Genomic DNA, 26,031 nt, shown 5'->3' on the forward strand with positions numbered 1-26,031 from the left:
TGGGGCGTCCCTGCCCCGGATAACGAGGTGGAACGCTTAGAACTCGTAGCCAACCGAGACCTTAAAGGTACGCGGTTCGCCCTGAGTGATGTAGGTGCCGGAATCGTCCACGCTGGCCCAGTAGTTTTCGTTGGTCACGTTGTCGATGCCCGCCCGCAGGGTCATCTGGTTTGCATTGTGATTCACCGCGAAGCGATAGCGCATGCCCAGATCCAGCGTGGTGTAGCTGTCGAGCTTTTTGCTGTTCGCCAGGTCGGCATACTGCGTGCCGGAGTGGTTAACGCGCGCGGTCGCCGTCAGACCCTCAATCGGCTTGATGTCGTACTCTGCGCCCAGCACGGCATAGAAGTTCGGAATACCAATGGCATCATTGCCCTGATTGACGCCATTTTTGGTTTTGGTCAGCTCGGCCTGCAACCAGGTGGCGCTGGCGTTCAGACGCATCCCGAGCATTGGCTCGCCGAAGACGTTCAGCTCCACACCACGGTTACGCTGCTCTGCGTCCAGGCCGTAGTGACCGCTGTCGTCGAGGATGGCCGACGGCATTTTGATCTCAAACAGCGCCAGGGAGCCGCCCACGCGACCAAAGTCCGCCTTCACGCCCACTTCGTTCTGCTTAGAGTGAACGATACCGGTGCTCTGGCCGTAGTTGTTTGCTGAGCGAGGCGCGGTTTCACCGGGCTGCAACGCTTCGGTGTGGTTGGCGTAGAGAGAGATTTCCTCCCACGGCTTATAGACCACACCGTAGGTGGGCATCCAGCGGCTGCCGTCAAAGCCGTCCCCGTCGTTTTCCGCACCGGTGATTTTGTTGTACCCGCGAATCACCACCTTCTGATGGCGCGCGCCTGCGGTGAACAGCAGCTTGTCATCCAGCACGCCCAGGGTATCGCTCAGCAGCCAGCCCTGTGTACGGGTGCGCCCGCTGGTCAGCGGATCGCTGTATTTGCCGCCGGAGCCGCTGAAGTTGGTGCTGTCCGGCATAGCCACGCCGGTGTTGTGGTAGATGTTAGTGGTCGGGTTATCCGCCGCGGCCGACATTTTCCACGCGATTTTTTCGTTTTTGGTCATTGCGGAGTACCCGACGTTCACCTTGTGCGAGACGAAGCCGGTGCTGAAGTTGCCGCGAATGCCCGCCATGCCGCTGACGGAATCGCTGATGCGGTTGGTATCAAGGCGGCTGACCGTCGCATTACCGCTTTTGTCCAGGAGCTTCGGCGCGCTGTAGATCCCTTCTTCGTGCGCGTGCTGCGCGCCGAGGCCGGTATACGCCGTCCAGATATCGGTAATGTCGTACTCGCTGCGCCACATCCCGAACTCGTTTTCGATATCGCTGTAGGCCCATTTCTGCGAGAAATTGCGATCGTTCTTCGGCGGTTCTGGTACGAAGTCCACCGCCGAGATGTTGACGCTGGTCGGGCTGCCGTGGAAAGTTTTCTTCTGATAGCCCAGATCCAGCGAGGTGCGGAAACGGTCGCCTTTGTAGTCCAGACCGGTGGAGAGCAGCGTGGTGCGGCGGCGATCGTTCGGCACGCCGGTTTCCCCTTCGCGATGCACAAGGTTCACGCGCGCGCCAAACTGGTCGTTATCACCAAAACGGCGCCCCGCATCCAGCGTGGTGCCAATCTGGGAATCCGAGGTGTAGTCAACGCCCACTTTCGCCTGCGGAGTGTCGCCCGCGTGTTTTGGCTCAAGGTTGATCATCCCGCCCACGCCAGAGCTTGCCGCGCCGTTCATCAGGGAGTTGGCGCCTTTGAAGATCTCAATGCGGTCGACCATCTGGGCATCCACCACCTGACGCGGCAGCACGCCAGAAAGCCCACCAAAGGTCATGTCGTCGCCGTCAAACTTCAGGCCGCGAATGCGGAAGGTTTCCGCGCTGTTGCCGTACCCCTGAACGAACTGCACCCCCGCATCGTTGGCGACCACGTCAGCAATGGTTTTCGCCTGCTGATCTTCCACCAGCTTCGAGGTGTAGCTGATAATGTTGAACGGCACGTCCATGGCGTTCTGCTGACCGAGCATCCCCATTCGTCCGCCGTTCGCCACCTGCCCGTCAAGGAAGGCGGGCACCAGCTGGTCGCCGCCGGGTTTGAAATCACTCCCCGTCGTGGACTGGACGACAATGGTGTCCTCTTTTTTCTCATCCGCCGCAAAAGCGGAGTGTGTAACCGCGCCAATGGCAATCGCCAGCAGCGTTTTGTGCATTGTGGTGTTGTTCATCATGAGCTCTTAACGTGCGCGCAAAAATGACCCGTTGTCGGGCCTTAAATTTATTAAAAGAAATGCAAATGAGAACTATACGCATTATGCATGCGTAATCAAGTGTCAATGGCATCTCTGCGCGAGAAGAGGCAAGAAACAATGCTGGGGGGGACGTATGGCGCGCAACCACCCCGAAGCCGGGGTGGTTGCTAAGGGATTATTTTTTCTTGTAAATATCGGCAGTGCCGTGGATCTTGTTGTTGGTATTACCGGAAGTCAGCACCAGCACATCAGCACCTTGCTTATCGGCTTTCTCGATCAGCTCTTTTTTCGCATCGTCGACCGATACTTCATTGGAGGTGTTAACAGTACCGATTTTTTCATACTGTGATTCTACTTTCTCAAACTCGTTTTTTGTCAGCAGTTCAGCCGCAAAGGTATTGGTGGTAAACAGAAATGCAGCGCCCATCAAAATAGCAGTCGTTTTTTTCATAAACTTTTTCCTTGAGATTAATCAGCAACTACAAAAAGCCCCACCAGTAAGAGTGAGGTGTTATGAGCATGGTAGAGGAATTGCAAAATTGCCACAGCGTAAGAAAAATACTGTTATAACAGTCAATTGTGCTGTGAAAAACGTGCGTTAACGCTATTTTCGGTATGAGTGTTTCAGGGAGAAAATCAGCAGGACGTCACGCAGGCGGAAATCTGTGAAATGTAATGGCACGCCCTGTAGGATTCGAACCTACGACCTACGGCTTAGAAGAACGTAGAGTGCTATTTAACACACTGTAATATCATTATTTTTTCCGCGCTCGCACCGCGTTTGTGTCATAACGTGTCATTACATGCCGTCGTATTTCCTTCTGATTCATCCATGCATGACACAACTGTGACACAGAGAGTACACAGCCATGCCTCAGGTATAGCTGTGTAGTTTTCTTCACATCACCGGACAGTCATCAAACTCACCAGAGCGCGCATCGTTGATGATGTACGTGATGACTCCAAATATTGGTAGCGCTCCGCTTATGCCATCGTCGTTCCCGGGTAACTTCTCTCTTCTCCCGTTCGTTACGTTCTCAAGATGAGGCTGCGGGTATATTCGATACCTCTTTACTTTAAACTCACCGTTGCAGTCACAGATAAGCAGCGAGCCGTCACATGGCTTAAGGGACGAATCAATCACAAGCAGCGCATCCTTCATGATGCCGCACCTGTAGATAGTCTCACCAGCCCGCATGTAGTACGTAGCGGCTGGTTTATGGATAAGGCGCTCATCAAGCGATATGCGTGATTCAACGTAATCAGCAGCCGGGCTCGGGAATCCCATAACTCACCTCCGATGGTTACTGTATATGCATACAGTATTATCGATCGGCGGTATCGATCAATAGTCTTTGTGGTGCTACACTTCAGACCTTTCCGAATTCACTGATTTCTATAATGTTAAAGTTATTCGCCAAGTACACATCAATAGGTGTTATCAACACGCTCATTCATTGGGTGGTGTTCGCCGTTTGCATTTACGCATTCCATACAGGTCAGGCACTTGGCAACTTCGCCGGTTTCGTCGTAGCGGTGTCGTTCAGCTTCTTTGCAAACGCCAGGTTCACTTTTAAGTCCTCCACAACCACCATGCGCTACATGCTGTATGTTGGATTTATGGGAACCTTGAGCGCAGCTGTTGGTTGGGCTGCAGATAAGTCCGGTATGGCCCCTATCATCACATTAGTCGTGTTCTCCGCCATCAGTCTGGTGTGCGGTTTCATTTATTCAAAGTTCATTGTCTTTAGGGATGCGAAATGAAAATTTCTCTGGTCGTTCCCGTCTTCAACGAAGAAGACGCGATACCTATTTTTTATAAAACCGTTCGGGAATTTGAAGGTCTTAAGCAGCATGAAGTCGAAATAGTCTTCATCAATGACGGCAGTAAAGACGCGACAGAATCAATTATTAAAGCGCTTGCTGTTGCCGATCCGCTGGTTGTTCCACTGTCATTCACAAGAAACTTCGGTAAAGAGCCCGCGCTGTTCGCCGGGCTTGACCACGCAACCGGTGAAGCAATCATCCCCATTGACGTAGATTTGCAGGACCCTATAGAGGTAATCCCACACCTGATTGAGAAGTGGCAGGCCGGTGCGGAAATGGTTCTGGCAAAGCGTTCTGATCGCTCTACCGACAGCAGATTAAAGCGTAAATCTGCCGAGTGGTTCTATAAACTCCACAATAAAATCAGCAATCCAAAGATTGAAGAAAACGTGGGTGATTTTCGCCTGATGTCGCGTGATGTTGTAGAAAACATAAAGCTCATGCCAGAACGCAATCTGTTCATGAAAGGCATATTGAGCTGGGTTGGTGGTCGCACTGATGTTGTTGAATACGCGCGTGCTGAGCGCGTTGCCGGTAATACAAAATTCAATGGATGGAAATTGTGGAACCTTGCCCTTGAAGGGATCACAAGCTTTTCCACATTCCCTCTCCGTATGTGGACTTATATAGGGTTGTTTGTTGCGGGGCTTTCATTCCTGTACGGTGCGTGGATGATTGTTGACACGCTGGCATTTGGAAATCCAGTTCGTGGGTATCCATCCTTGCTGGTATCTATTTTGTTCCTTGGCGGCGTGCAGCTTATAGGGATCGGTGTGCTTGGTGAGTACATTGGCAGAATATATGTTGAGGTCAAAAACAGACCTAGATACATTCTTAAGGGTAACAAATGAGCATTGAAAACAAAAACAACCAATATTTTGCATTATTTTTAATGCTCTTGGTTATTTTTCTACCTTTTATTACGTCAAATATATACTACATTGATGACATTGGTAGATCTTCCGAAGGATATACCCGATGGGGAATAGACGGCAGGCCTTTTGCCGATGCCGTTATGATTGCATTAAACTTTGGAAAGCATATCGCTGATATGCACCCACTGCCACATATCTTAGCGCTCGGGTTTATTTTATTTACATTTTATAACTTCAGAAATGAATATGTTGGTAAAGACATTTATGCATCACTTGTAATGGTGAGCTTTTTTTCATCGCCTTTTATATTCGAGGTTTTAACTTATAGATTTGACGTGCTAACAATAATGATTGGCATATCGCTTTGCTTTAATGCTTTTTACGTGAGATGTAAATCTCATTTGTTATCATATGTTACACAAACGCTTATCTTAGTTGCAGCGTTATCATCGTATCAAATAGTAATTAATGTGTTCTTGATTCTAGTCGTGATGGAGTTCGCGAGCTCTGTTGCAAAAAATATAAACAATAAAGATATAATTATAAGAGGGGTGACTAGATTATCGCAGGCATCCTTATCTCTTCTTGTTTACATGAAAATAGTATTACCTGCATCTTTCGATGGGGAGCATGGAGATAATCACCCAAGTATATCAAGCAACCTTTTTAATTCTTTAATTGAAAACTCGAACAGTTATTACAAATATTTTTGTGAGTCACTTTTCGGGGGCGCAACTACTTATATACTAGCAATAGTGGTCGCAATTGGGTTTGTTAGTTCATTAATAATATCGTCCGCTTACTATAAACAAAATGGGTCAAGGGGTTTAATTTGCTCACTGCTTTTAGTAATTACTCCTTTTTTAGCCCTTCCATTGACAATGGTAAGCTTGCTTGCTCTTGATTCATCAATCTCTCACTTCCCAAGAGTATATATTGGTATTTCAGCTTACATAATGTATATATGTTTTCTTTTTTATAAAGCATGCAGTATTTCTAAGCTAGAAACATTAAAGGCCATGATTCTCATCCCAATTATCTATGGAACTGGATATGGTTATTCATATGTCAATGCATTATCCGATCAAGATAAACTTAACAGGCAAACTATCTACTCGATTAAAGAAAGCACGAAGGATATTGATTACAATACTGTATATCCAATATTTGTTGGTAATGCGCCAGAGTCCCCAGTGCTCAGCAACGCAAAAAGGAACTACCCATTAATTTCCAGTATGGTAGTAAATTACTTCAGCACATGGTATTGGCCGCATCGCTACTGGTCATTTAATGGATATCATCAACTGTATCTTAGAAAGAAAACCGGATTGATTGATTATAATAAAAAAATGATGTGTTCTTTTGAAGTATACAAAAAAACCCAGGATTTCACTATAAGGAAGAACGGCGACATAATTATAATCGACTTTAATAGGTCGAAATGTTAAATAAATAAAGGGCGCTAAACGCGCCCTTCCATTCACACATTTCCTACATTGAACTTCTTGTTTGTTAGTCCTAGAGTGGTGTTATTAGACCCTCCTGAATATTCATTGTAAACCATTGCAATATCGCACGTTATGAATGCATCAAGCGACTCCCACCCTGCAAATGTAATTATAATCCTGCCGTCTGTTTCACACCTAATAGACGGATTTAATGCCGTTCCTGTTGTGTACAAAGTATTTGTATTGCCCGTTAATGTTACATTTCCTGCTGTAGTACCTTGTACCAATTGTCCAACTACACTGCCACCCCATGTACTTGTGCTTCCTGATGAAGGCGATGTCGCTTTAATATTAACAGAAAGGAAACAGATTGTTCTATATACACTCATCGATCCAATCTGGAAGCTTGATGCATCACCTGATGCTTTTCTTATCGTACATGTGGTTTTAAGCGATTGATATGCATTTTTAACAGCATTTTTAGTTGTGAAATCATAAAGATTGCAGTTATTAAACATGACCTTATCGCCATAGTTTTGAGCATACAATGCCATTTCTGGTGCAGAGACATTATCCAAAACTATTTGCCCACTAGAGGTCGCCGCCCCTGCTAATTGGTTAGTGTTTAAATATACACTACCACCATTCAACTTTCTTACTACAAGATCTTTTAGGTAAAACCCATTTACGCTATCACCAGATTTCCAGTTATCTCCACTATTGAAATTATATACCCAAGCGTTATTGCCGGAATCCCCACCTCCTAACTCAATCCTACCTTTTATATATATGTTGGAATAAACATATCCTCTTGCTGTCACATCTCCTATAGTTTCATCAATCATTTTAGTAGTACCTATCACACTCCCCCAATTCCCACCAACAACATCGTAATCTATTGTGATATTTCGCATCACTCCTGAGATAAGTGGCTCTGTTATTGAGCTGTCCCATCCCCAATCCAACCATATTGGTGCTACACGATAAGGAAGTGTGTATCGTCCTGTGCTCCGATATTTATACTTAACATATAAATTACTAACCTGATTGTCCATATTTCCGTTAAAGAAATACATCTTTATGGGGGTACCCTGCTGGGTGTCAACGGCATCAACGGTTATCTGTCCGCCTGCGCATTTATTCTGCAAAAAGAAATCTCGTCTACATCCATTATTAGTTGTATAGATATCAACTGTTCCAATGTCAGTAATTGAGTGTGGATATCTGGTGTCGTTGTTTACGCTTCTTGCATAAAGATTTTTTACCGAATGCGCTTCATATCCTTGGTAACACTTATTAGTCTTACCAATAAATGTGAAGTTATCGCATCCATTCAGGCGCAGTGGGGTCAGTCCGCGCTTATCATCACCCACATACTCAAGGGTGGAAGATGCATCCACTTCAAACACCAGATTGGTGATATTCGTCAGGTCGAACACGCGCGTCAGGTCAAATGCACCGGAGTAAAGCAGGGTGTCCCTGATAACCAGTCCGCGGATTTCAAGCCAGTCCATATTGCTCAGGGTTACGATCGTACCTAAACCACCGCTACCTGGGCCAAAGTTCACAACCTGGTCAAAAATAATTTCAACGTTTTTTAGGTTGTTAGATGTGATGTAAGACTGCAAAGATTGCAGCGTACCGAATCGGGAGAAGTAAAGGACGCGTTTATTTACAACAGAATCAAGAGCATCTTTTACTGTAGATGAGCCGTAGCCGACCAGACTTGCCTTTTCACCGCTGGAAAGATCAGTTCTTAGTGATGCATCGCTAACAGCAGACCACGCGCCCACTCCAATTCCACCTGTGGTATCTGGATTTGATGCTGCGGGAACATCCTTCGGTAACTCCCCACTCCAGTAATACCAGCTCTTACTCTCCTCATCCCATATAAAATCTGTGCGTGATGCGAGTGATGCTCCATCCAGGAATGTATTGGAACCGTCGACAAAACCAGTCAACTTATCATTGACTTCATCTACTGAAGGAACATCCAGATTCGCACGCGCCTGACCAATATCTGCAAGGTCAGAAAGGTTGTTTTTAGAACGAAGAAAATGCGTTACAAGAAGCTTTTGGTCTGTACTGTTCTGGTTTATCAGCAACTGTGCGGTATCAATGGTATCTGTTGCTGCGGGTAAGTCGGTTAATTTTACTTTCTGTTCGGCCATTTATGCAGTCCTGTACCATCCGGCAAGTTTGACGTATTGGTTCGTTACTGAGAATGGAGCACCATCTCCAGCACTTCCTGTGTCACCCTTTACAGGGTGGTCGTGAGCGCCAATTGCTACCGTGTGGGCGTGTTGATAACTGGATGTGCTTGTTGATTGAGATGAGCTGATATCGTCGCTGCTTCCATCCTGTGAGCCTCCAGTCCATTTGCCGATGCTTCGCAGTGGAACCGTATGGGAGTGGTTATCCTGACTTGTGTTTTTGGTTCCATAGTCAAACTGACCTGTTCTTAAATCTACCGGGTGTACATGCGGTGAAAGATTCGCCCCTGTCAGAGTTACAGAATCACTCCCACCCTGCTGGAGAACGTCACTACCGGTGCTGTTAGCAAGACGAATAGTCCTTCCAGCGCCTGGAATTCGTGCCCACGTAGAACCCTGCCAGGTTGCATTTGGGTTGACGTCATTTGCGAACCACTCTACTTTTCCAACCGGATAGCGCATGTTGAATAAGGCAGTGGCAAGGGCATCAAGAGTGATTGAACGGTCGTTACCGTTCTGATTGATATGCATCAGGTCTGTTGATTCTGCATCTGAGGCGGATGGTAAATCTGTAAGGTACTTAAGAAGAATGTCGGCCATTAAGCCCCCTCAAGCGCTGTAACGCGAGCCTTCAAGTCAGCTACCTGCGCGTATAAGTCGTTTAGTAGTGTATTGAGGTGATTTGCTGCGAGCTTGCTGCCTGCCGAGATTGAACCATCTGGCATCCGCACTGGAGGCACGAACCCGCTGGAAAGGATTTCATCTGGTACGGGCTCTTTATTTTTCTGCCCGTCCGCATAAGTGACGTCAGTATCTGCAAATGATGTGATAGCCATTTAATTTCTCACTTAGGCATAGCGCCGCAAAGCATCGTCCCGGTGACGCCATAGTCACGGGAGAAGATAAGAAGGTAATCGTCGTCAGCGACGCCGAGATATGAGTCGTTTACTTCAAGTACACCTGACACGGACCCAGCCGCATCAAGATATGAGCCAGCAATGAATACAGACCCACGGTTAAGTCCAAGTGCCGTGTCGGTGTCTACCTGCATTGCTGTGTTATCGCCGACCTGTAACGCTTGCCCTGAATTGGTGTCTATTCCCGCCAGGGAGAAACCGTTGAGCCCATAATCATGTGTTGAATATGCTCTGACACCCGCCACAGATGCGCGGTCGACGATGGCGTTGATGTTTGTTGGGACATAAGGTCCGGTTGCGTGAACGCTGAATGCGGCAGGATAGAGCTCAACCAGTTCGACATCAGTACTTGAAGTAGTGGTTGCCGTTACGACCATGACGTTATCTGGTGTTCCGCTGAACGCAGTCGCCAGTTTCGCCTGCATGATTGCCCGGCGATAATCATCGTCAGACATTCCATCACGACCGACATCAACGTACTGTCCGAATCTGTCCAGCTCTATGCCGTGGGCGTTGTATATGCTTTGCGTCAGGTAGATGTATTTGGCGCGCGCTTCAATTTCAGGATGAAGTACGCCAACAGCAGCAAAGAGATCTGGAACCTGTCCGCCTTTTTTAAGCCAGTCAGTAGGCCTTTGTCGTATCAGCGCAAGAAAATCGATATCAATCCAATCATCAGACACCTGTGACCTCCACATTGGCAGCGGAGAACGAAGCAAATGAGTTTTCAGCAACGGAAATGTTACTTTCTGCAAACGTAGTTCCGTCAGTGCTGACGGTGATGGTCATCTTCCCGATGCCAGTTGTATTGGCATAGATGTAGCCGTAAATGCGCTGGGTAATAACGTCATCTCCAAGACCAAGCGTCGCACCGTAAGCAACAACACCTTGCTTGATAGCGTCCACAACAGTCGCAGGCAATGGCTCCTCAGTATCCAGAAGGACAACGTCAACTTTGACGTAAATATCCACTTCTGTAGGTCGTGAAAAGTTAACCAGATGGGGTCTTTCGTACCGGTCATATACAGTGATCGCAATTGAACCGTATGTCGCTATACCTGCACCTTTGTACTTCCAGATTGCGTCAGCAATATCCTGTTCAAGACCGCCAGAAACGATAGTGTGGATGGCTTTTGGAGGAATGCTGTCCACTGTCGTCATGGTGTCGTTTTCAATGACTTTGGCTAAGGTTACGCCGCTGACTTCCGTAATCAGGCGAGTCTCAATTGCTGGGATGGTTGCCGCACCGCCAGATGATGCCCTGCTCTGGTATAAACGTTGGCGGTAATCTGTGTCTGATTCGCGATCTGAACCTGTTGCCCCCTGAACGAGGTTATTAACTCCAGTCCATCCGGTGATCGCACTTACAGGATTGTTTAATCCACCAACAGGAACGACAATCGGACCTGCTTCAGTTGCCTCAAAGATTGCCGGTGAACCAATTAACTGCCACGCCAGCCCAGCGCTAAGCGACACTGCGTAACCTTCAATGAGGTTTTCAGAGGTGAGTCTGATTACTGAGCCGTTTGCTGTGGCTGAATACTGGCTTGTTGAGTCCACTACTGCGGCAAGGCCTGTAGCAATGGTGTTTACCGTGTCTCCTGCAACTTTCGTGTAGGTATGATCAACGCCAGCAATCCGTACCGTGTAACTGGTTTGTGTGTTGTTAGATACCCTCACCTCTCCATCCAGAAGCGTCGAGCGTGAGATGGTATAATCTTCCGTCATTCTGAACTGGTAATTACCGAAAGAAGCTAAAGAACCAGAAGGAACAAGTCGTGATTCAGATCCATAAATAACGGCGTTCACTTTTGTCGTGGTTTTGCCATGCCGGGTAATCCCACCCATCCAGTCGCCGAGAGCATCAAGGGCGAATCCCTCAGCAGAAGCAAGAAACCGGCTGGCCCACAACTCCTCTTCAGTTTCGAAGTGAATTGCGTTTTGCTCAGCTTCAATTCCGATCCACTGTCCGGTGGTCGAATCAGCCTCTCTGTTAATCGGTCCGACGACCGTTTCAATTGCATCACCGATTTCCTGAACCATCTCCGGTAATGTCGGCTTGTCAAAGCCTGTCGCAGTAATGTAATCAGCCATATGCACCTTATTTCAGGCATAAAAAAGCCCCGCACATTGGCGAGGCATATTGAAGGGGTATTTATCAGGGGTACTGCACCAACCCGTACTCAGTGTTGGCTGTAAACTCTACGCTCAGCTTTCTCTCGGCACGGTCAAAGTTGTAGGTAAATTCAACGATTCCGGTGACTCCTTCTACAGCGAGGATTTCTGTACGGATGGCTGATAGCGCTCCGTTAAGCGTTACCTGCTTACCGAGAACATCCTGTAGGTAAGGCGTTCCGAATTGACTATCCAGGAACCACTCTCCGCGCCACAGATTAAGCCTGAACTCCACCTGTTGCCTGACGCGCTCAGCTCCATCTACGTACTGAAGCAGGCCGTTAGTGAACACGACTTTATTATCGGTAATTCTGAAATCTATCATCTTGGACCTTTTAATAAAAAAGCCCATGTTTATGGGCTTATTCCTGGCTCAATTTCGAGATTATTTCTCAATCATCAAGGAGTCCAGACTTTGGTGCAGGCTGGTTTTTCCCTTTGTATATCCTTGATAATTCAGTTATCTCCTCATCCATTGAGCCTACACGGGAGCTGACCTTTTCCAGAAGGGAGATAATCTGCTTCTGATTGTCAATGTGCTCCTGGATTTTCCAATACCAAAGGTTGAATTTCCTGAATACGATGAAAAGAACTATAAGAACTACCAGAATAATCAGCGCGTTTTCCATGTTGCCCCGTTAGTTAATAGGCTCTCCAGTGGTTCCACCACTATCGCCAGGATGTTTGTGAGTGCCTATTTTAATACCATTTATAACTACGTCACCAATTACCTGCATCGTCCCTGTAATGGTAGCTACCGATGTTTCACCGCCCGAGCCAGTCATGCCGCCCTGGTAAGTGAACAATTGCTCAACAGTCATGCTTCCTTTAACGGTATGCAGCGGGGTTGTTTCTTCCACCCCACCTGGAGCTTTAATAGTCATTTTCCCGTTGGCGTCGATAGCAATGAAGGCGTCGCCAAAATACATTCTCACGTCATCGTTGCCAGGAACAGCATCGCTGTAACCCGCACCTGGAATAACGTATGAGTCGATGATGTCAAATCGCCTTGTGTCGTCGCTTCCATCGGTTGCCTGCTGGCAGACCACCAAAAGGCATTTATCTCCTGCCTGAACTGGTCCTTTTAATCCGGCCTGACCGTTTGCAAACTGCGGCCACACCATACGCAAATCGCTCAGTACCGGATAGGCATTGGTATCTCCATCTGCGTATATTTTCTCGCCATCAGGCTTTACCGTTACCTTGCCTCCGGAGTAACTCACCACGGTACATGGAAGTGCAGTGTTTACCGTGTCCATTTCGGAGCTTACAAGCCGCCTAAGCGCTTCTACTACATCACTGTTATCAGCCATCAGATAAACCTCAATAGCGCTTCCACGCTCCATTCCTGCCCGTGCGTATCTCCGGTGTAATGTGCTTCTTCAACTCTGAAGAACTCCCCATCAATTCCGCGAGATTTAAGCTGCACATAAGCGCCAGGATAAATGGCAGGGTTGAGCAGTGATTTCACCCGGTAGCCCTGCACCTCAAGAGTTACCCTGTCTTTTAGCTTCGCCGTTGGGTCTTCTACATCCACCACCGTCCTGACGATACCTTTCTGACCGTATTTTATGCCCTGCTTGGCTGCCGTCTTCTCGGTCATGGTTTTTGCTTCACGACGGGGATATCCGATCATGCCAGTGTCTTTCGACAGCACGACAGCAGTATCTGCATAGACGCCACCCTTTTTGATAATCTGTATTTCGCTATCCTGAGCGCTCCACTCCAGCCCGAGATAATTACAGACCCTGTCCATGGCATCACGAACCCTGCCGTTATAGGCATATCCGCCGACGTACTGCTTATCCTGAACCTTGCTAATGCTCTTCTTTATTGGCAGCCCGAAGTTCTTCGCCACTCCATCCAGAACAGTCATTGCTGACGTATTTGGAGGGAAGGAAACGCTTATCTTGGCGTCGCGTAAAGGTATGACGCTATCCCTTAACTCCATCTCCGTTATGATGTCAGGACCGTCCTGATACGTCAGGCTACGGCATGTGGTGCCTGTGAAGATAGTGATAGCCCCGATGTCATTGACGTATCCTGCCTTGATGATGACCACGTTATTTACGGTCTCCATCAAAGTGATTGTTGTGGGCGCGGCGTTGTAGATTTTGAGTGATGCTTCGTTGGCGGTTTTGCTGGCTGTTTTGGTAATATCGAACTCAAATCGCAGGTCTTTAATACTTACTGCCTCACCCTGAGGCTGACCTACGATGATTTCACCCGTTCGCAGAAACAAACTCATCTATTTCTTCCTTAGTGGCATACACCAACAGGTGATCGCCTCCAATCGAATCGATATCAGGGCGAACCTTTTCACCATACGTACGGATGAAGTAGATATCGCCGGAGAAATTATCGAAACTGAAGTTCTTTAGAAGCGGGTAATTCTGTACAAGCTTAACTCCAGTTATGATGGGCAATGACTCACGGTCATAGATACCAAGCGACCAGAAGCCAAAGCGCTCATTCCATCGCAGGCGAAGCGTAACCGGTGTATCGTCGAAAACAGCCTGCAATGTCTGGTCAGTAAATCCAGCCTGAAAATTTAGTGGGGTCATGGGGTGACATTACCTATGATGTTGCCGAGATATTCCTGAAGCTTGCCGCCCGAGCCGGACAACCCATCCAAAGCCTGACTCAGGATTGAACCAGTATTCTTACCAACGTTTTTGGTTGGCGTAGCCCGGTTAGCAGTAGCGGGGTCTGCTGAGTTTGATGTCCCGGCTTTAGCAGTAGCGCCATTACTGGTCGCATCCGTTTTCCTGACGCCTACACCAGGCGGAACCTCTGTCGTAGCTGTGCTGACGATATTTGCCTGAACAGCATCTATCGTAAAATTGACCGCATCACCATCATCCACCCTTCTGGGAATGTTAATTCCCTGAATCAGCATATTCTCGTAGGTGTAATTTTTGGTGTAGATGGTTACCAGTTCGTTTGAAAGAAAGAGCGAGTCAAGGAGCTTGATCGCTGTGTTAACCCTGTCTTCCCCGTCGAAGCCGCTATCCAGAGCGTTTGCCGCCTGAGTTAATACCCCCGTCACCGGCGCGTTGCTTATCATGCCGGCAACGGTAATTTTTTTCGGCTGACGGATGATGTGATCTGATATTGGCGACCCGTTTTCTACGGGATTCATTGTCACATCGCGCGTCCACTCATGGGTTTCCTGGTCCAGCGTGTCGAACTCAAGATTCCCGACGCCCGGGTCATTAAGACTGAAGGTGCTATCGCCTGACGAGTTCCAGAGGAAGCCGAGCACATCAGTTGCCATGCTAACCTCCAGTGTTGAAGTTTAATGTGTTACCCAGCGCATTCCATCCGTAGTCACTGAATGCTGACTTGGCGCTATCCTGGAGGAATTTCACCTGCTCGTCAGGCGTTCCGGCAGGCACTGAGATGTTGCCAATATTGACATCAATCTTAGGCCCAGCCGCAGCGGATGGTGGTGGCAGAGAAAGAGATTGGTAACTTGGGAGTAAAGTATTTCCACCTTTTGCGTCCTGATTGAAACCCCTTACCCCTGCAAGCATGTCAGACCACATTCTCGGCACATCAAATGCACCGTTGGTTTGTGCATTTCCCCAGGACGCCCATTTACCCAAGTCCTCAACAAGCCATCCGGCCTTTTCTTTCAACCATGGTCCGAACCTTGTAGTTCCTAGCTTATCACCCCACTCCTGCGCCTTATCCTGGCTGGAGTTAAAGAAGTTGGTAAGGCTTTTGAGGACGTTTAGCGCCCACACGGCCATGTCCTTCATGTCGGTGAGGGCCACTTTCAAAGAGTTGATTGAATCGGTGTACTCAGAAACCGGTCCTATCATGTCTCCCAGAAGCGATTTATTTCCATTTAGCCAGGAGTTTATATCCTCACCAACAAGGAACAGAGCAGCAAGTGCAGCTATCACCAAGAATACAGGGCTTGTGAGTGCGGTAAATGCTGCGGACAAGAGATAAACAGAACCTACAAGGCCTGCTGCGCCAAGAGCTACTCCAAGCAGCTTTACGGCATTCTCTGCGCCACCAAGAGCATCAATAACTGAGTCCAGTGCATACTCGATTTTATCAGCCATCCACAGGAACTTATTTGCCACCCATGTCACAGCTCCACTGCTGCGGTTGAGCCTGTTGATAAACATCGACCATCTGTTATTTACCAGAACAAGCGCCTGACCAATGGTCATAGGCATTTGTTTAAACTGGTCGACGAACTGCGGAAGGACTTTAATCAACCCCTCAGCAAGCATTTTCCCCGTAACCTTACCGGTAGAGATGAAAGCCTTAAGGTTATTGTTCGCCCCTGGAATGGCTTTACCAAGCGCTCTGAACAGGTCAGGAGCCACATCGATAAGCGTGTTCATCTCTTCCATCTGGACAGTTGGAGAACCAATTGCCTGACCAAGCTGGAAGAAAGCCTGTCCCTGCGCAACAGCTGTTGAGCCTGAAGCAGCAAGCGCTATGGATACTGCATCGGTGAGCTGTAAAACCTGCTCCTGGTCTTTATAGAAATCCTGAGTGGCGTTACCAGCCTTGATGTAAAATGATGCATACTCTTCAATGCCCTGCCTTGCTGCGCTTGCCCTTTTAGCCACAGTGTCGAATGCTTCTGCACCGGTAGTGATTGTCTGCGGCAGCATTCCAATGCGAGCCTCCAGAGACTGCATCTCGTCAGCCGTTTTGGCAATGTTTGAGATCGTTACAGCACCGAATACCGTCGCAAGCACACCGCCAAGCGCATTGAATGACTGAATGGTTTTATCCACCTTTCCGTCTACCCTGTCCAGCCCTCGCCCCACACTATCTGATCCGGTAAGGCCGAGGCGGATAAGTAACTCTCTTATGACCATTTACTTCTCCATTGGCGTGTTCAGATAGTCGGTCATCTCTATGAGGGCGTTAAGCTTTAGCAGGTCTTCGCATGTGATAAGGCCTGACTTAACCTCTGCAACCGTACACATATTTCTCATTATCGGACGCCATACCCATAGCTCTGTTTCAACATCTTCCCTTAACTTTCCTGGGTCGCGCTTTTCGCCAGTGACTGAACCCGATTTGCAAGCTCTTCTGGGCTTAACCCAAACAGGGTGAGAACTTTCGTAAAAAAAGGGGTGAAGTTGAGCTTCAGCACTTCCCAGCACAGCTCGAAGAAGTCGAACAGCGTGTCTACGGTGAACACTAGGTTCATTGCGTTAGGGCTGTCGATTTTCTTCTCGTCTGTAACGCTGAATGTTGATGAGTCTCGCAGGATAGGAATGATGACCTCCTCCAGCGTTTTCTCATCGATGCCGGCCAGTAACTGAATGGCGTTTGCATCACCGCCTGAAGCCAGGCCTTTATCAAGCAGCGTTTTTAGTTTTACTAGGTGCTTTGCCGCAGCGAAGGCGTTCATTTTGGCGGCTTTAAACTCTTTGTCACCGATATGGAAGGTTGCGAATTCCTGAGACATATGGACCTCAAAAAAAACCGCCCGAAGGCGGCATTGTTAAACGTTGTTACCACCGAGGGAGAATTTCAGGTCAGCACACTCAAAGGTGTAAATGCGTTCACCAACCTCGTTAGTTGAGAAGGCCACGTCGCCGAGCTGATAAAGCCAAGCCTGTCCTGCTGCAATAACAGTACGGCCAGAGAAGTCAGTTACTGATACCGGATAAACTGCCTTGCCGTCCTGCGTTAATGAATCAAGGTTCATCAGTGCAGATAGTTCATCGTTTGCCGCGGATGTCTGCAAAAGGTGCAGTTCGATCTGCCCACGCTTATCCGTTACTCGCGCGCGACCTACTGAGCCATCGAGGCCAGCGCGTGATTCATAGAAGTTGGCATTCTTACGAGCCGTAATGGAGTCTCCATCACTGAAGCCGGTTAATAGCAGCGGGCCGATAGTGACAAATACTTCTGAGCCGTCATAAGAGCCAGTTAATTCAGCAGCCATAATTAGCCCTCGTAGCTATAGGTAAGTGAGCCGGTGATTTCGACCACCTGGATTGCGCCAGCCAGAAGCGCCACAAACTCGATATAAAGAGTGCGGGTAGCTTTGATATCAGCAGATACGTCGGCTGCATTAGGGTAAGTGATACGGAAGCCAGGGATTGTGTTGCCTTCGCTGTCACGCTCGTCAGGAGCGATGCCGCCTGCCTGTTGACCCTGAATAAGTGAACCGTTCAGGTTGTTGACGATGAGGGCAATACCACCATTGGTATAAGGCACCTTCTTCTGGCGGATCATCAGAGAAGCCATGTTCTTCTGAATGGTGTCTACAAGCCAGTCACGGAATCGCACAACATCAATCCATTCGCCAGAGGCAACCTTGCCTTTGTTAATCAGGTAGGTGTTTTCTGCGTACTGTTCGTAGGCGTTGGCATTCTTCTGGAAGATGTAGCTCTGCTCTGTGTCGCTGAACTTGCTCGGCGTGATAGCTGCCAGTGTTTTAAGTGCCCACGTTTCGCCACCGGGCGCGATGGTGAAGCACCGACCCATCCATGCCATTTCAGGATACTCAGTCGCGGCTGCCTTGTGAGCAATTAGCGCTGTACGCAGATATTGAAGGTCCTGCAACTGCGATGCGATATCGTCATCAGCAGACGTCCAGATATCAGCATTATTGCTGCAAGCGAAGAACAGTTTGGTCTGCGTCTCAGCCCATGCCGCTGCATCCTGAATTAGTGCGTCACCACGTTCTACCAGAGCAAATCCGTACCAGCCCGGGTCTTCCTGCTGAATGGCGTTAAGGTCAGCCTCTAAACCGTCTGCTGATCCTGCGGTTGAGATTGACAGATTGGTCACTGGCTTAACGATGGTTGCTGTCTCAGGAACTTTAACTACCAGGTGTAGCCCTTCAGCATCAGCGGTGCTGGTAAACAACGCATCAACTACAGATTGTGCCGCCAGCGCTGTTTTCAGACCGGTATATACATCTGACGCATCATCACCACTCGCTGCTGTGTACGTTACGGTGGTGCCATTCACGCTGAATGCGAAAATGTTGCCCGTTGTGATCGTCGCGTTGGTTACTGTCAGGTCAACAGAAACGGCGTTTCGGCGACCTACCCATGCCTGATTTGGGCGCGGGGTCTGACTAAATACTGCTGAGAGCGCCTTGAGCGTCTGCGGGTCAAGTCCGTCCTGCTGCGCCGCGCTGTAGCTTGAATATTTACGGATTCGCTCACTGAATGCCGTTGTCGGCGAAACTGCAAGTGGAATGCCGAATGACGCCTTCGCGATACTCGCTGTGTCCAGCGAAATATTCACGTTGGCAATCTGGCTTAGATTTGCCATTGATGAAACTCCGTGTTGATTAGTCGGATGTGACGGCGATAGTGAGGTGTGTTTCTATTCCGCCGATGTCGCCTGTCGCATCAACGGTTTCTATGAGCCCTACGTTATCCGTGTACCTGCCGGTGTAGCGGAATGTAAGGTCTACATTCGCCATCGCTTCGAAGTTTGCTTCATCTCGCAGACCTGTAAGGTCGTTAACCTGGGCGCTGTTTGCGATAATGAATTTTTCTCTGCGCATCAGGTAGCGTGATGTGGTTTTACGGATGTTATTAATCAGATCGTCGCAATGCTCTCGTGCGCTTCCGCCGTACACATTAACCATCACCGTTCCTTCTCTAACGCCGTGTGACGGCATTACACCCTCATCATCTACTTCGCCATGCTCATCCCTGCCTACGGCCGTGCGCGTTGATACACGAAGCGTGGCATAAGGCATAGGGAGCCGGGAGTTATTCTGATTGGCGTAAGCGAGAGGTACGGGTAATAGCTGGGACAAAACACGGTAAGCGGCAGACTCTACAGCATCAGGAACGAAATTCGACACTGTGGTTTCAGCCATCGCGTTTCCTTACCACATAATATTTATAGTGGGGTATGATTCCGTTTTGCCATGGTTCACGGTGCTTAACTTCGTAGTTAAAACCATCAATAACGACAAGTGCAGGCTGAGCCATTGGGAAATCATCAGTAATCTGAAGCTTGGTGTCGCTGTACAGCCGGCGATAATCAGTTAACCTCCTCCCTTCCTCCAGACTCTCAATCTCCTGCGTATCTTTGATGCTTTGTACGCTGAAGTAAGCTGTTGACTCCGTCATTACCCCATCAACAATCACGCCGTTAACCAAAGTCGAAGGCGATGGAGTAAATACCTGATAAGGCCTGCGAAACGGATTGCTCATCTCGATGTTCCATAAGGGTGTATGGCATAAGTAATGCTATTAAGCATCGTGCCCGTATCAACAAGTGGCTTTGAAGACTTTTTCCTGTCTATGGTGTATTCGGCGTTTGGTGCCCATGATTCGTTAAGGATGCTCTCTTTTATCAGTTGGACCATTTTTACTCCAACTGCATTCATAAGCTGGTCTTGATTGATTTTCCCATCAACAATCCCACGCCGCCCCTGATAAAAGAATCTGACAAGTGTCTCCACGTTTTTATCGAAAGCATTTCTCATGAAGGGACGTGATGGAGTTGTTCTGGTACCAAATTCGTTCCAAGTAGCATATTCAGCGACAAGCACTCCATCATTAACCTCCCCTTTTTGAATCCCTGCCACTACCTCAACGGGCTCCAGCTCATTAAGTCCGACCCTTATTCTTCTCCAGACCTCTTTTTTGTCTGTGATTTTTACGGACACAAGCATCCCCCCACGACTCCGCGAGTCATAATCGAGAATCCTGCCCCCCTCTTCTTACGGAGCAGTTGCAGCAGGTTTCCGTATGTAGTCCCGCTGAGGTAACTGGAATCATTTGATACGTTGCCATAAGTGATTGCCAGATCACCTTCCTTGCGTGAGAGGATGCGACCAGACGATGTGGAACCGTTATCAGAGTAACCGCCAGGCGATGCCATGATATGGGCCGCCATTAGAGCCAGAGCTACGTTATATGCGTCTCCGTACTCGTCTTCGCAGACAAACAGTGATGCAAGGTCGATGTAGCCCTGAACAACCTCATCAGGAACAGCCGCAAATTCAGGCGCTAGCTTGCGGAAGATTTCCAGAGGCGTAAGACCTTCAAATGCGGCAATGTTCATTACTTCTTGTCCTTCTCTTTTTTCTCTACCTGACTGGCGGTTACGGCTTCATCTTTGTCAGCGAGTCGCAACTCACCTTTAGTGATGGATGCCTGCACCGTTTTGTTGTCCTTCCAGGAATCGTCGACTTCGGCAGTCTGACCCGGCGCCAGTTTCTGGCCGGCGATGTAATACAGTCGTGCTGATGCGTTGGTAATCTTCATTGGTAATCCTTAAGAAAAGAGGCCGAAGCCTCTTAAATGCCTTTGATGAGATGCAGTGTCAGCGGCAGGTAAACCTGTACGCCGGTAGCGCGGCTGTGGCATGGAATCTTGAACGCCAGGTTGTTAGCCTGAGGTGGCAGTTGTTCGAACGGCTGCGGGATTTCCATGGATGCGTTATCAGCGTTACGCTCCATTACTAGGGCAGCCTTAGTGCCTGCGCCATCGATGTCTTCCAGCTCGTTTACACGAATCCACTGCATACCCGGATACTGGGTGTTGAAGAATGTCATGTAAGACGTGTTGGTGTTTGGCATTGCCTTAGCCAAAATCTTGAACTTGCTTGGCTGAAGGCCAATTACGTTCGCACCATGCAGGCCTTTGGTGATTGTCTCGATAGCAGATACTGCGTCCTCAAGCTCACCAGACGCGATCTCGCCAGTAGTCCAGCCAGCAGAGGTGGTTACTGGGATGTTTGGATGTTCCAGAACGCCGACGATCTGATAATCATCATCGCCGTAGAACGCCAGGTCATTAACCTTCACGTCGTGCGCTCGACGGGCAGCGTTAGCCAGACGAGTTGGCAGATTCTTACCGGTTGCCTGTGATGCTCGAATTTCCATCAGGCTGTATTCGTAGAAGTTACCCAGGCTGAACACCTTGCCGGTTTCTTCACGATAGTTAACGCCGACATTTGGCAGGTCGTCAGAATAGTCAGCGATGATGCGAGCCATGCCTACTGCATCCCATACGCCGTAAGTGAACGTTTTGGCGTATGAAGGGATTTCTGATGTGACCGGGAAGAGAGTGGTCGCAGTCAGTGCAGGGTATTCGACTTCGTAAACCTTGGTTTTAACGTAGTCCAGCTCACGAGCCAGGAAGATTGACTCACCTTCATCCAGTCGAATGCCGTTAGCCGCCGCGCCGTGTTCAATAGCGAACAGGTCCGCTTCGTCGTAATTCATCTGTTCCATTATTGTTCCTTATGCGGTTGGCTGTGTGGTCTGGTTGCGGATTTGAACTTCAGCCAGGTTAACTGTTGCGCCAGCGCTGTTTTTGAAAGTGGTGAACTTACCAGTGAACACCCAGCCAAGAGCCAGAGAGCCACCGGTCGCTGCTACCTTGCCAGCGTCTGCGCCAGAGGTCAGAACGTTAACGCCTGTACCCATGGTTGGTGCTGCTGATAAGGTGGTTACAGCCCAGATTCGGCCCCATGTCATCACGTTGACGGCATCGCCATCTTCATACTGACCGGTTACACAGCCGTAGTGGCTGAAGCGGCAGATACCCATCAGGTTTGCTGCATCGCCAGCCGCAGATACCTGTTTAACTACGTGCTTGTCGTTAGCCACTGATACGCGAGCTACCACATAGCCAGGCCTGATAGCGCCTTGTGCTGCGTTGCAACCGTCTGTGATTTGATGGGTTGAATCTGAACGCATGCCGGGCATTGCGATCTGCATGTCGTTATCGTAGGAAGTCTGAACAGGCATTATGCTGTCTCCTTTTTGCCGTGCAGGCGGTCGAGGTATTTTTGGCGAGCAGCAGCAGAGCCTTTTGGTTCAGCGGAGTCATCGCGGGTTTGGGCTTTGTCCTGATTGACGATTTTGCGCTGCTGCTCCATAGGTGCTGACTCAATCGCCATGTCGAAAGCGACATTGATGTAGGTGTCGTCTTTGCCGTCGAGCTTGATAGATGGCTTCAGCTTGGCTACAACCGCTTTCTTGACGGCAATATCATCCAGGCCATCACACTTGATGCCGTGCTTCTCTGCTTTTGCTTCGAGTTCTGTGCGAGCTTTAATGGTTTTCTCTGCATCTTCGCGAGCGTGCTTCAGCTTGTTTTCAAACTCTGCTGCGTCAGCTTTCAGAGTGTCGCGCTCTGCTGTGATGGTGGAGATGGTTGTTTGCGCTTCGGACAGCTTGGCATTAGCGTCCTCTGCATCCTGTTTAAGGGCGTTGAACGCCACGACGACTTCAGGAGAAGCATCGTACTCAAGCCCGTTGTCGAGTCGCAATTTCTGCATTGTTTTACCTTTTGGTTGGTTGTCGTCATCGTCTAAGGTGATTTCTTCATCACCGTCGAGATTCAGTGTTGCTACATCACCGGCCCGGGCTTTAGATACGAGGGCGAGATGATTGATGCGAATGTTTCGCTGGACTGCGTCATATGGCTGACCATTCCATTCGCCTGGAGTCTCATCGAGGTCGAGTCGGTAGCCGAGGGATAGTTGCTTTGTCCTGCCGCTGGTTGCTGAGTTAATGGCGTTCTCGTCATACACCATGATTGGTACTTTGACGTTTTCACCATCCTGCCTGCCTGGCTCAAGCATGGTTCCGACCATGTGCTTTTTAGCGTTGCGGGAATTAACCGCCCCCGGGTGACCGATAGTGATAGGCTTGCCTTTGAAGCTAGCCAGTGAGTCAGCGTTGAATACTTCTTCAGGTGGGCGTAGCTCGCGACGCACTGAGCCATCTGGATTTCGGTATAACTGGATTCCAACGCGACCTACTACCGGAACGTCCTCCAGATAGCCATCCTCGTTTACGGACGCACGAAGCTCTCCCACATCGAAGCGAGATACTGTTTTCATGTTTTGCCTTATTTATTCGCCGATATCGAAAACTGAACCAGACCAGTCGGGCTCTGCGTAACATCGACACCGAACAGGTTGCCCGGGATGTCCATCAGGCGGCGGCTTGCTCCACTTGTAGGAATTTCCCTCTCGCGCTCTGTGCTCTGGCCTCTCGCGTTCATCAAGTACGCCTCGCCATTTGTAGCCTGTTACCCCGGCATCGGCCTGACGCTGCTTTGTGAGCGCTGAATTAGCCTTGCCTATCTGGTCAACTGCAATCAGCTTTGCGCGCCTCTCAGTGACGCCATAGCGCTCCTGAATCTGCTTCTTGATTGTGTCAGCGCTTGAGCCATTCATTACACCGCGATGGATGATGCCTTCCATGTCCGCCAGTTCGTCAGCAGGTATGGACTTAATCAGCCTGATGTTCTCTGATACCCATAACTCCTGCATCTCTCTCAGCCATGGCTCTGCGCGATAAGCATCTACGCCAAGTACACCCGATGAGACGGGAACAGTTGTCTGTCCGGCAATAACAGCCTGCGATGGTGGGATGTCATAGCCGGTTCCGCCCTTCACAACCAGCCGCCATTGCTTGTCGTTAAACTGGCTCGTTAGCGCGAAGAATGTCGGGAGGCGTTCAATTACTGGCTGGAAGATGCGGTTGCCAGCGTTGCGGAGATAAGCCAGTACAGCCGACATATCGTCCTGCCAGCCATCGAACCGGATATCGCCATATGCTGAGTTTATTTCTCTGTTGAACTGCCTGGTAGCCTTTACAAGCGCGTTGGTGTAGTCGCGTTCTATGCCGTAGGGATGAAGCCAGACTTTAGCCATTGCTCATCTCCGGATAGACGTAGCCTCCACGTTTTTTCAGTGTGGCGATACCTTCATCGTTGCTAACCCACCCAAGCTGCGAATAGCGTTCATCAGCCTGTGACCATTGGTTAGCCGTCTCTGCCTGCTCTTTCTCTGTTGGTACTGAGAGAGGATTGAACTTAATCGTCCAGGTTTTATCAGTGGTGAGGAAGTTGACTACCTTTTCAATTGCAGGTCTCGCCTCATCCTTTTGCTTGCGTCCAATCAGTTGCTTCCATGACTCAGGAACGGTGGTTTTATCCGCTCCCTGACCTGATGGCGTTTTGGTGAACAGGATTTGCTCATCGATGCCGGTCAGCGCTGATATGCGTAACTGCTTCCGGTCCTGTACATCGACTACGCCCTCCAGAGAGCCGTTAAGCAGCTCGTACTTCTCCGTGTTCGCGTCCACGCCGATGGTATTGCCGTTGCTGCATGAAGTGGTCAACAAAAACTGGCCACCGCGTTAGAGTTTTTCCAGTATCGGTTTTCTGATTCGTTTGGCGTTAACCCACCATTATATTCGTGCGGTCTTAGTGCGCTGTAATATCCAACGATATAGTCCGTTATTGCGTGAGCTGCATCGCTGAAGCTTACATAGCCCGTCGCCGGCACCCATTCGTTCTTCAGACTCCTGAAGAAGCGCTCCATTGGGCTGTTATCCCAGCAGTTTCCACGCCGACTCATACTCTGCCTGATCCGGTATCGCCACAGTAACTGCCGGAACTGCCTGCTCGTATAATGGCTGCCTTGATCGCTGTGGAACATCACCCCGACGGGCTTACCACGGGTTTCCCATGCCATTTCCAGTGCTTTCATGGTGAGCCTGCTGTCCGGCGAGAACGACATGGCCCAGCCCACTGGCTTTCTTGCGAACAGGTCGAGAACAACGGCGAGGTACGCCCAGCGCTTACCCGTCCAGATATAGGTCACATCACCGCACCACACCTGATTTGGTTCCGTTACGGCGAACTGTCGCTCAAGATGATTCGGGATAGCAACGTGCTCATGACCGCCACGCTTATACCGGTGAGTCGGCTGCTGGCAACTGACCAGCCCCAGCTCTTTCATGAGTCTGCCAGCAAGCCAGCGCCCCATTTGGTAACCTCTCTGGGTTGCCATTGTGGCGATGCTTCTTGCTCCGGCAGAGCCGTGGCTGATGCCATGCAGTTCAAGTACCTGACTGCGTAATACAGCCCGTCTGCCGTCTGGCTTTTCAGGACGGTTTTTCCAGTATTTGTAGCTGCTGCGATGAACCCCGAACACATGGCAGAGAGTGGCCACAGGATAACGCGCCCTGAGTTTCCCGATTATCGAGAACTGTTCAGGGAGTCTGACATCAAGAGCGCGGTAGCCTTTTTTAATATTTCATTTTCCATTTCAATACGTTGTAGCTTTTTCCTGAGCTCACGGATTTCAATTTGTTCCGGGGTAATGGGGGAGGCTTTTGGTGTTTTGCCCTGCCGTTCATCACGTAATTGTTTCACCCATCGCGTCATTGTGGAAAGGCCGACATCCATAGCGCTGGCTGCATCTGCCACGGTGTAGTTCTGGTCAACGACCAGTTGAGCGGATTCGCGTTTAAACTCTGCGCTGAAATTTCTTTTTTTCATTATGACACCTGTGTTGTTCTGAGGTGAGCATATCACCTCTGTTCAGGTGGCCAAAT

Annotated in this window: 32 protein-coding genes; 3 read left to right on the forward strand and 29 right to left on the reverse strand. The window is 49.2% G+C overall.

All coding sequences use genetic code 11. From position 1 onward, the window contains the following. Positions 1–36 precede the first annotated feature (36 nt). From BH712_RS08190 to BH712_RS08200, 3 genes are all read right to left on the reverse strand, one after another. On the reverse strand, positions 37–2,220 hold the full coding sequence (locus tag BH712_RS08190; RefSeq protein ID WP_032673607.1) for a TonB-dependent receptor: 2,184 nt from the start codon (positions 2,218–2,220) through the stop codon (positions 37–39). 199 nt (positions 2,221–2,419) lie between these two features. Next, positions 2,420–2,695, reverse strand: a complete 276-nt coding sequence (yahO, locus tag BH712_RS08195) for a DUF1471 family periplasmic protein YahO (protein ID WP_006809733.1) — start codon at positions 2,693–2,695, stop codon at positions 2,420–2,422. A 447-nt stretch (positions 2,696–3,142) separates the two neighbouring features. Then, on the reverse strand, positions 3,143–3,532 hold the full coding sequence (locus BH712_RS08200; protein ID WP_006809734.1) for a HumD family translesion DNA polymerase: 390 nt from the start codon (positions 3,530–3,532) through the stop codon (positions 3,143–3,145). 113 nt (positions 3,533–3,645) lie between these two features. Here BH712_RS08200 and BH712_RS08205 point away from each other — a divergent pair, with 113 nt between their 5' ends. The 3 genes from BH712_RS08205 to BH712_RS08215 are packed head-to-tail and all read left to right on the forward strand — an operon-like array spanning position 3,646 to position 6,394. Beyond that, positions 3,646–4,008: a GtrA family protein gene (locus BH712_RS08205; protein ID WP_006809735.1), complete on the forward strand. Its 363-nt coding sequence runs from the start codon at positions 3,646–3,648 to the stop codon at positions 4,006–4,008. Continuing rightward, positions 4,005–4,922, forward strand: a complete 918-nt coding sequence (locus BH712_RS08210) for a glycosyltransferase family 2 protein (protein WP_006809736.1) — start codon at positions 4,005–4,007, stop codon at positions 4,920–4,922. The genes BH712_RS08205 and BH712_RS08210 overlap by 4 nt, the downstream gene beginning before the upstream one ends. Next, positions 4,919–6,394: a glucosyltransferase domain-containing protein gene (locus tag BH712_RS08215; protein ID WP_006809737.1), complete on the forward strand. Its 1,476-nt coding sequence runs from the start codon at positions 4,919–4,921 to the stop codon at positions 6,392–6,394. The genes BH712_RS08210 and BH712_RS08215 overlap by 4 nt, the downstream gene beginning before the upstream one ends. Positions 6,395–6,426: 32 nt before the next feature. Here the strand turns inward: BH712_RS08215 and BH712_RS08220 are convergent, their stop codons facing one another. The 26 genes from BH712_RS08220 to BH712_RS08345 all read right to left on the reverse strand — a co-directional run bounded on the left by BH712_RS08220 (position 6,427) and on the right by BH712_RS08345 (position 25,975). Then, a complete protein-coding gene (locus BH712_RS08220; protein ID WP_006809738.1) occupies positions 6,427–8,565 on the reverse strand; it encodes a tail fiber/spike domain-containing protein in 2,139 nt (712 codons plus the stop codon). Continuing rightward, positions 8,566–9,207 (reverse strand): hypothetical protein, encoded by a 642-nt coding sequence (locus BH712_RS08225; RefSeq protein ID WP_006809739.1) that lies wholly within the window; start codon positions 9,205–9,207, stop codon positions 8,566–8,568. It abuts the gene before it with no gap. Beyond that, a complete protein-coding gene (locus tag BH712_RS08230; protein WP_006809740.1) occupies positions 9,207–9,443 on the reverse strand; it encodes a hypothetical protein in 237 nt (78 codons plus the stop codon). Before BH712_RS08230 ends, BH712_RS08225 begins: the two co-directional genes overlap by 1 nt. A gap of 8 nt (positions 9,444–9,451) precedes the next feature. After that, on the reverse strand, positions 9,452–10,207 hold the full coding sequence (locus BH712_RS08235; protein WP_242431994.1) for a hypothetical protein: 756 nt from the start codon (positions 10,205–10,207) through the stop codon (positions 9,452–9,454). Further along, positions 10,200–11,618, reverse strand: coding sequence for a baseplate J/gp47 family protein (locus BH712_RS08240; protein WP_006809742.1), 1,419 nt, complete (start codon positions 11,616–11,618; stop codon positions 10,200–10,202). The genes BH712_RS08235 and BH712_RS08240 overlap by 8 nt, the downstream gene beginning before the upstream one ends. A gap of 64 nt (positions 11,619–11,682) precedes the next feature. Then, on the reverse strand, positions 11,683–12,051 hold the full coding sequence (locus BH712_RS08245; protein WP_006809743.1) for a contractile injection system sheath initiator: 369 nt from the start codon (positions 12,049–12,051) through the stop codon (positions 11,683–11,685). 40 nt (positions 12,052–12,091) lie between these two features. Next, the gene (locus tag BH712_RS08250) at positions 12,092–12,328 is read right to left on the reverse strand and encodes a hypothetical protein (RefSeq protein ID WP_006809744.1); all 237 of its coding nucleotides are present in this window, start codon (positions 12,326–12,328) and stop codon (positions 12,092–12,094) included. 9 nt (positions 12,329–12,337) lie between these two features. Continuing rightward, the gene (locus BH712_RS08255; protein WP_032673609.1) at positions 12,338–13,012 is read right to left on the reverse strand and encodes a Gp138 family membrane-puncturing spike protein; all 675 of its coding nucleotides are present in this window, start codon (positions 13,010–13,012) and stop codon (positions 12,338–12,340) included. Next, positions 13,012–13,947 carry a phage protein gene (locus BH712_RS08260; RefSeq protein WP_006809746.1) on the reverse strand — a complete coding sequence of 312 codons (936 nt, stop codon included), beginning with the start codon at positions 13,945–13,947 and terminating at the stop codon, positions 13,012–13,014. Before BH712_RS08260 ends, BH712_RS08255 begins: the two co-directional genes overlap by 1 nt. Continuing rightward, positions 13,922–14,263: a phage baseplate plug family protein gene (locus BH712_RS08265; RefSeq protein WP_006809747.1), complete on the reverse strand. Its 342-nt coding sequence runs from the start codon at positions 14,261–14,263 to the stop codon at positions 13,922–13,924. Before BH712_RS08265 ends, BH712_RS08260 begins: the two co-directional genes overlap by 26 nt. Continuing rightward, positions 14,260–14,976: a phage baseplate protein gene (locus tag BH712_RS08270; RefSeq protein ID WP_006809748.1), complete on the reverse strand. Its 717-nt coding sequence runs from the start codon at positions 14,974–14,976 to the stop codon at positions 14,260–14,262. The genes BH712_RS08265 and BH712_RS08270 overlap by 4 nt, the downstream gene beginning before the upstream one ends. A gap of 1 nt (position 14,977) precedes the next feature. Further along, positions 14,978–16,549, reverse strand: coding sequence for a tape measure protein (locus BH712_RS08275; RefSeq protein ID WP_006809749.1), 1,572 nt, complete (start codon positions 16,547–16,549; stop codon positions 14,978–14,980). Positions 16,550–16,710: 161 nt separating this feature from the next. Continuing rightward, positions 16,711–17,148: a phage tail assembly chaperone gene (locus tag BH712_RS08280; RefSeq protein WP_006809751.1), complete on the reverse strand. Its 438-nt coding sequence runs from the start codon at positions 17,146–17,148 to the stop codon at positions 16,711–16,713. Between the two features lie 36 nt (positions 17,149–17,184). Continuing rightward, positions 17,185–17,631: a phage structural protein gene (locus BH712_RS08285; RefSeq protein ID WP_006809752.1), complete on the reverse strand. Its 447-nt coding sequence runs from the start codon at positions 17,629–17,631 to the stop codon at positions 17,185–17,187. A gap of 2 nt (positions 17,632–17,633) precedes the next feature. Next, on the reverse strand, positions 17,634–18,974 hold the full coding sequence (locus BH712_RS08290; protein ID WP_006809753.1) for a DUF3383 family protein: 1,341 nt from the start codon (positions 18,972–18,974) through the stop codon (positions 17,634–17,636). A gap of 19 nt (positions 18,975–18,993) precedes the next feature. Beyond that, the gene (locus BH712_RS08295; protein ID WP_006809754.1) at positions 18,994–19,533 is read right to left on the reverse strand and encodes a phage neck terminator protein; all 540 of its coding nucleotides are present in this window, start codon (positions 19,531–19,533) and stop codon (positions 18,994–18,996) included. Continuing rightward, entirely contained in the window at positions 19,526–19,873 is a 348-nt protein-coding gene (locus BH712_RS08300; RefSeq protein ID WP_006809755.1) for a hypothetical protein, read from the reverse strand. Before BH712_RS08300 ends, BH712_RS08295 begins: the two co-directional genes overlap by 8 nt. Continuing rightward, positions 19,870–20,337 (reverse strand): phage virion morphogenesis protein, encoded by a 468-nt coding sequence (locus tag BH712_RS08305; protein ID WP_006809756.1) that lies wholly within the window; start codon positions 20,335–20,337, stop codon positions 19,870–19,872. Before BH712_RS08305 ends, BH712_RS08300 begins: the two co-directional genes overlap by 4 nt. Continuing rightward, complete coding sequence (locus BH712_RS08310) at positions 20,322–20,729, reverse strand: DUF4054 domain-containing protein (protein WP_006809757.1); 408 nt, start codon at positions 20,727–20,729, stop codon at positions 20,322–20,324. Before BH712_RS08310 ends, BH712_RS08305 begins: the two co-directional genes overlap by 16 nt. Continuing rightward, entirely contained in the window at positions 20,729–20,932 is a 204-nt protein-coding gene (locus BH712_RS08315; RefSeq protein ID WP_006809758.1) for a hypothetical protein, read from the reverse strand. Before BH712_RS08315 ends, BH712_RS08310 begins: the two co-directional genes overlap by 1 nt. A 32-nt stretch (positions 20,933–20,964) precedes the next feature. Continuing rightward, positions 20,965–21,903 carry a DUF2184 domain-containing protein gene (locus tag BH712_RS08320; RefSeq protein ID WP_006809759.1) on the reverse strand — a complete coding sequence of 313 codons (939 nt, stop codon included), beginning with the start codon at positions 21,901–21,903 and terminating at the stop codon, positions 20,965–20,967. A 9-nt stretch (positions 21,904–21,912) separates the two neighbouring features. Beyond that, positions 21,913–22,422 carry a structural cement protein Gp24 gene (locus tag BH712_RS08325; protein ID WP_006809760.1) on the reverse strand — a complete coding sequence of 170 codons (510 nt, stop codon included), beginning with the start codon at positions 22,420–22,422 and terminating at the stop codon, positions 21,913–21,915. Beyond that, positions 22,422–23,522, reverse strand: a complete 1,101-nt coding sequence (locus tag BH712_RS08330; protein ID WP_006809761.1) for a DUF2213 domain-containing protein — start codon at positions 23,520–23,522, stop codon at positions 22,422–22,424. Before BH712_RS08330 ends, BH712_RS08325 begins: the two co-directional genes overlap by 1 nt. A 12-nt stretch (positions 23,523–23,534) precedes the next feature. Beyond that, a complete protein-coding gene (locus BH712_RS08335) occupies positions 23,535–24,341 on the reverse strand; it encodes a phage head morphogenesis protein (RefSeq protein ID WP_006809762.1) in 807 nt (268 codons plus the stop codon). After that, positions 24,334–24,810 carry an anti-CBASS protein Acb1 family protein gene (locus BH712_RS08340; protein WP_071850038.1) on the reverse strand — a complete coding sequence of 159 codons (477 nt, stop codon included), beginning with the start codon at positions 24,808–24,810 and terminating at the stop codon, positions 24,334–24,336. The genes BH712_RS08335 and BH712_RS08340 overlap by 8 nt, the downstream gene beginning before the upstream one ends. Next, positions 24,807–25,975, reverse strand: a protein-coding gene (locus BH712_RS08345) for an IS3-like element ISEc52 family transposase (RefSeq protein WP_108454466.1) whose coding sequence is annotated in 2 segments (ribosomal slippage) — positions 24,807–25,726 and positions 25,726–25,975 — 1,170 coding nt in all. Because the reading frame shifts where the segments join, the coding sequence is not laid out codon by codon here. The genes BH712_RS08340 and BH712_RS08345 overlap by 4 nt, the downstream gene beginning before the upstream one ends. Positions 25,976–26,031 lie beyond the last annotated feature (56 nt).

Source organism: Enterobacter hormaechei ATCC 49162, assembly GCF_001875655.1.
Taxonomy (GTDB): domain Bacteria; phylum Pseudomonadota; class Gammaproteobacteria; order Enterobacterales; family Enterobacteriaceae; genus Enterobacter; species Enterobacter hormaechei.

Coding starts and splice junctions, on each gene's coding strand:
- BH712_RS08200 (WP_006809734.1), bottom strand. CDS start 3,532: ATGGGATTCCCGAGCCCGGCTGCTGATTACGTTGAATCACGCATATCG.
- yahO (WP_006809733.1), bottom strand. CDS start 2,695: ATGAAAAAAACGACTGCTATTTTGATGGGCGCTGCATTTCTGTTTACC.
- BH712_RS08310 (WP_006809757.1), bottom strand. CDS start 20,729: ATGAACATTGCCGCATTTGAAGGTCTTACGCCTCTGGAAATCTTCCGC.
- BH712_RS08275 (WP_006809749.1), bottom strand. CDS start 16,549: ATGGTCATAAGAGAGTTACTTATCCGCCTCGGCCTTACCGGATCAGAT.
- BH712_RS08255 (WP_032673609.1), bottom strand. CDS start 13,012: ATGGCTGATAACAGTGATGTAGTAGAAGCGCTTAGGCGGCTTGTAAGC.
- BH712_RS08320 (WP_006809759.1), bottom strand. CDS start 21,903: ATGGAACAGATGAATTACGACGAAGCGGACCTGTTCGCTATTGAACAC.
- BH712_RS08205 (WP_006809735.1), top strand. CDS start 3,646: ATGTTAAAGTTATTCGCCAAGTACACATCAATAGGTGTTATCAACACG.
- BH712_RS08290 (WP_006809753.1), bottom strand. CDS start 18,974: ATGGCAAATCTAAGCCAGATTGCCAACGTGAATATTTCGCTGGACACA.
- BH712_RS08240 (WP_006809742.1), bottom strand. CDS start 11,618: ATGGCTGATTACATTACTGCGACAGGCTTTGACAAGCCGACATTACCG.
- BH712_RS08335 (WP_006809762.1), bottom strand. CDS start 24,341: ATGGCTAAAGTCTGGCTTCATCCCTACGGCATAGAACGCGACTACACC.
- BH712_RS08225 (WP_006809739.1), bottom strand. CDS start 9,207: ATGGCCGACATTCTTCTTAAGTACCTTACAGATTTACCATCCGCCTCA.
- BH712_RS08250 (WP_006809744.1), bottom strand. CDS start 12,328: ATGGAAAACGCGCTGATTATTCTGGTAGTTCTTATAGTTCTTTTCATC.
- BH712_RS08245 (WP_006809743.1), bottom strand. CDS start 12,051: ATGGGCTTTTTTATTAAAAGGTCCAAGATGATAGATTTCAGAATTACC.
- BH712_RS08260 (WP_006809746.1), bottom strand. CDS start 13,947: ATGAGTTTGTTTCTGCGAACGGGTGAAATCATCGTAGGTCAGCCTCAG.
- BH712_RS08285 (WP_006809752.1), bottom strand. CDS start 17,631: ATGGCTGCTGAATTAACTGGCTCTTATGACGGCTCAGAAGTATTTGTC.
- BH712_RS08220 (WP_006809738.1), bottom strand. CDS start 8,565: ATGGCCGAACAGAAAGTAAAATTAACCGACTTACCCGCAGCAACAGAT.
- BH712_RS08305 (WP_006809756.1), bottom strand. CDS start 20,337: ATGCTTGTGTCCGTAAAAATCACAGACAAAAAAGAGGTCTGGAGAAGA.
- BH712_RS08190 (WP_032673607.1), bottom strand. CDS start 2,220: ATGAACAACACCACAATGCACAAAACGCTGCTGGCGATTGCCATTGGC.
- BH712_RS08230 (WP_006809740.1), bottom strand. CDS start 9,443: ATGGCTATCACATCATTTGCAGATACTGACGTCACTTATGCGGACGGG.
- BH712_RS08295 (WP_006809754.1), bottom strand. CDS start 19,533: ATGGCTGAAACCACAGTGTCGAATTTCGTTCCTGATGCTGTAGAGTCT.
- BH712_RS08325 (WP_006809760.1), bottom strand. CDS start 22,422: ATGCCTGTTCAGACTTCCTACGATAACGACATGCAGATCGCAATGCCC.
- BH712_RS08280 (WP_006809751.1), bottom strand. CDS start 17,148: ATGTCTCAGGAATTCGCAACCTTCCATATCGGTGACAAAGAGTTTAAA.
- BH712_RS08210 (WP_006809736.1), top strand. CDS start 4,005: ATGAAAATTTCTCTGGTCGTTCCCGTCTTCAACGAAGAAGACGCGATA.
- BH712_RS08330 (WP_006809761.1), bottom strand. CDS start 23,522: ATGAAAACAGTATCTCGCTTCGATGTGGGAGAGCTTCGTGCGTCCGTA.
- BH712_RS08215 (WP_006809737.1), top strand. CDS start 4,919: ATGAGCATTGAAAACAAAAACAACCAATATTTTGCATTATTTTTAATG.
- BH712_RS08315 (WP_006809758.1), bottom strand. CDS start 20,932: ATGAAGATTACCAACGCATCAGCACGACTGTATTACATCGCCGGCCAG.
- BH712_RS08270 (WP_006809748.1), bottom strand. CDS start 14,976: ATGGCAACTGATGTGCTCGGCTTCCTCTGGAACTCGTCAGGCGATAGC.
- BH712_RS08300 (WP_006809755.1), bottom strand. CDS start 19,873: ATGAGCAATCCGTTTCGCAGGCCTTATCAGGTATTTACTCCATCGCCT.
- BH712_RS08265 (WP_006809747.1), bottom strand. CDS start 14,263: ATGACCCCACTAAATTTTCAGGCTGGATTTACTGACCAGACATTGCAG.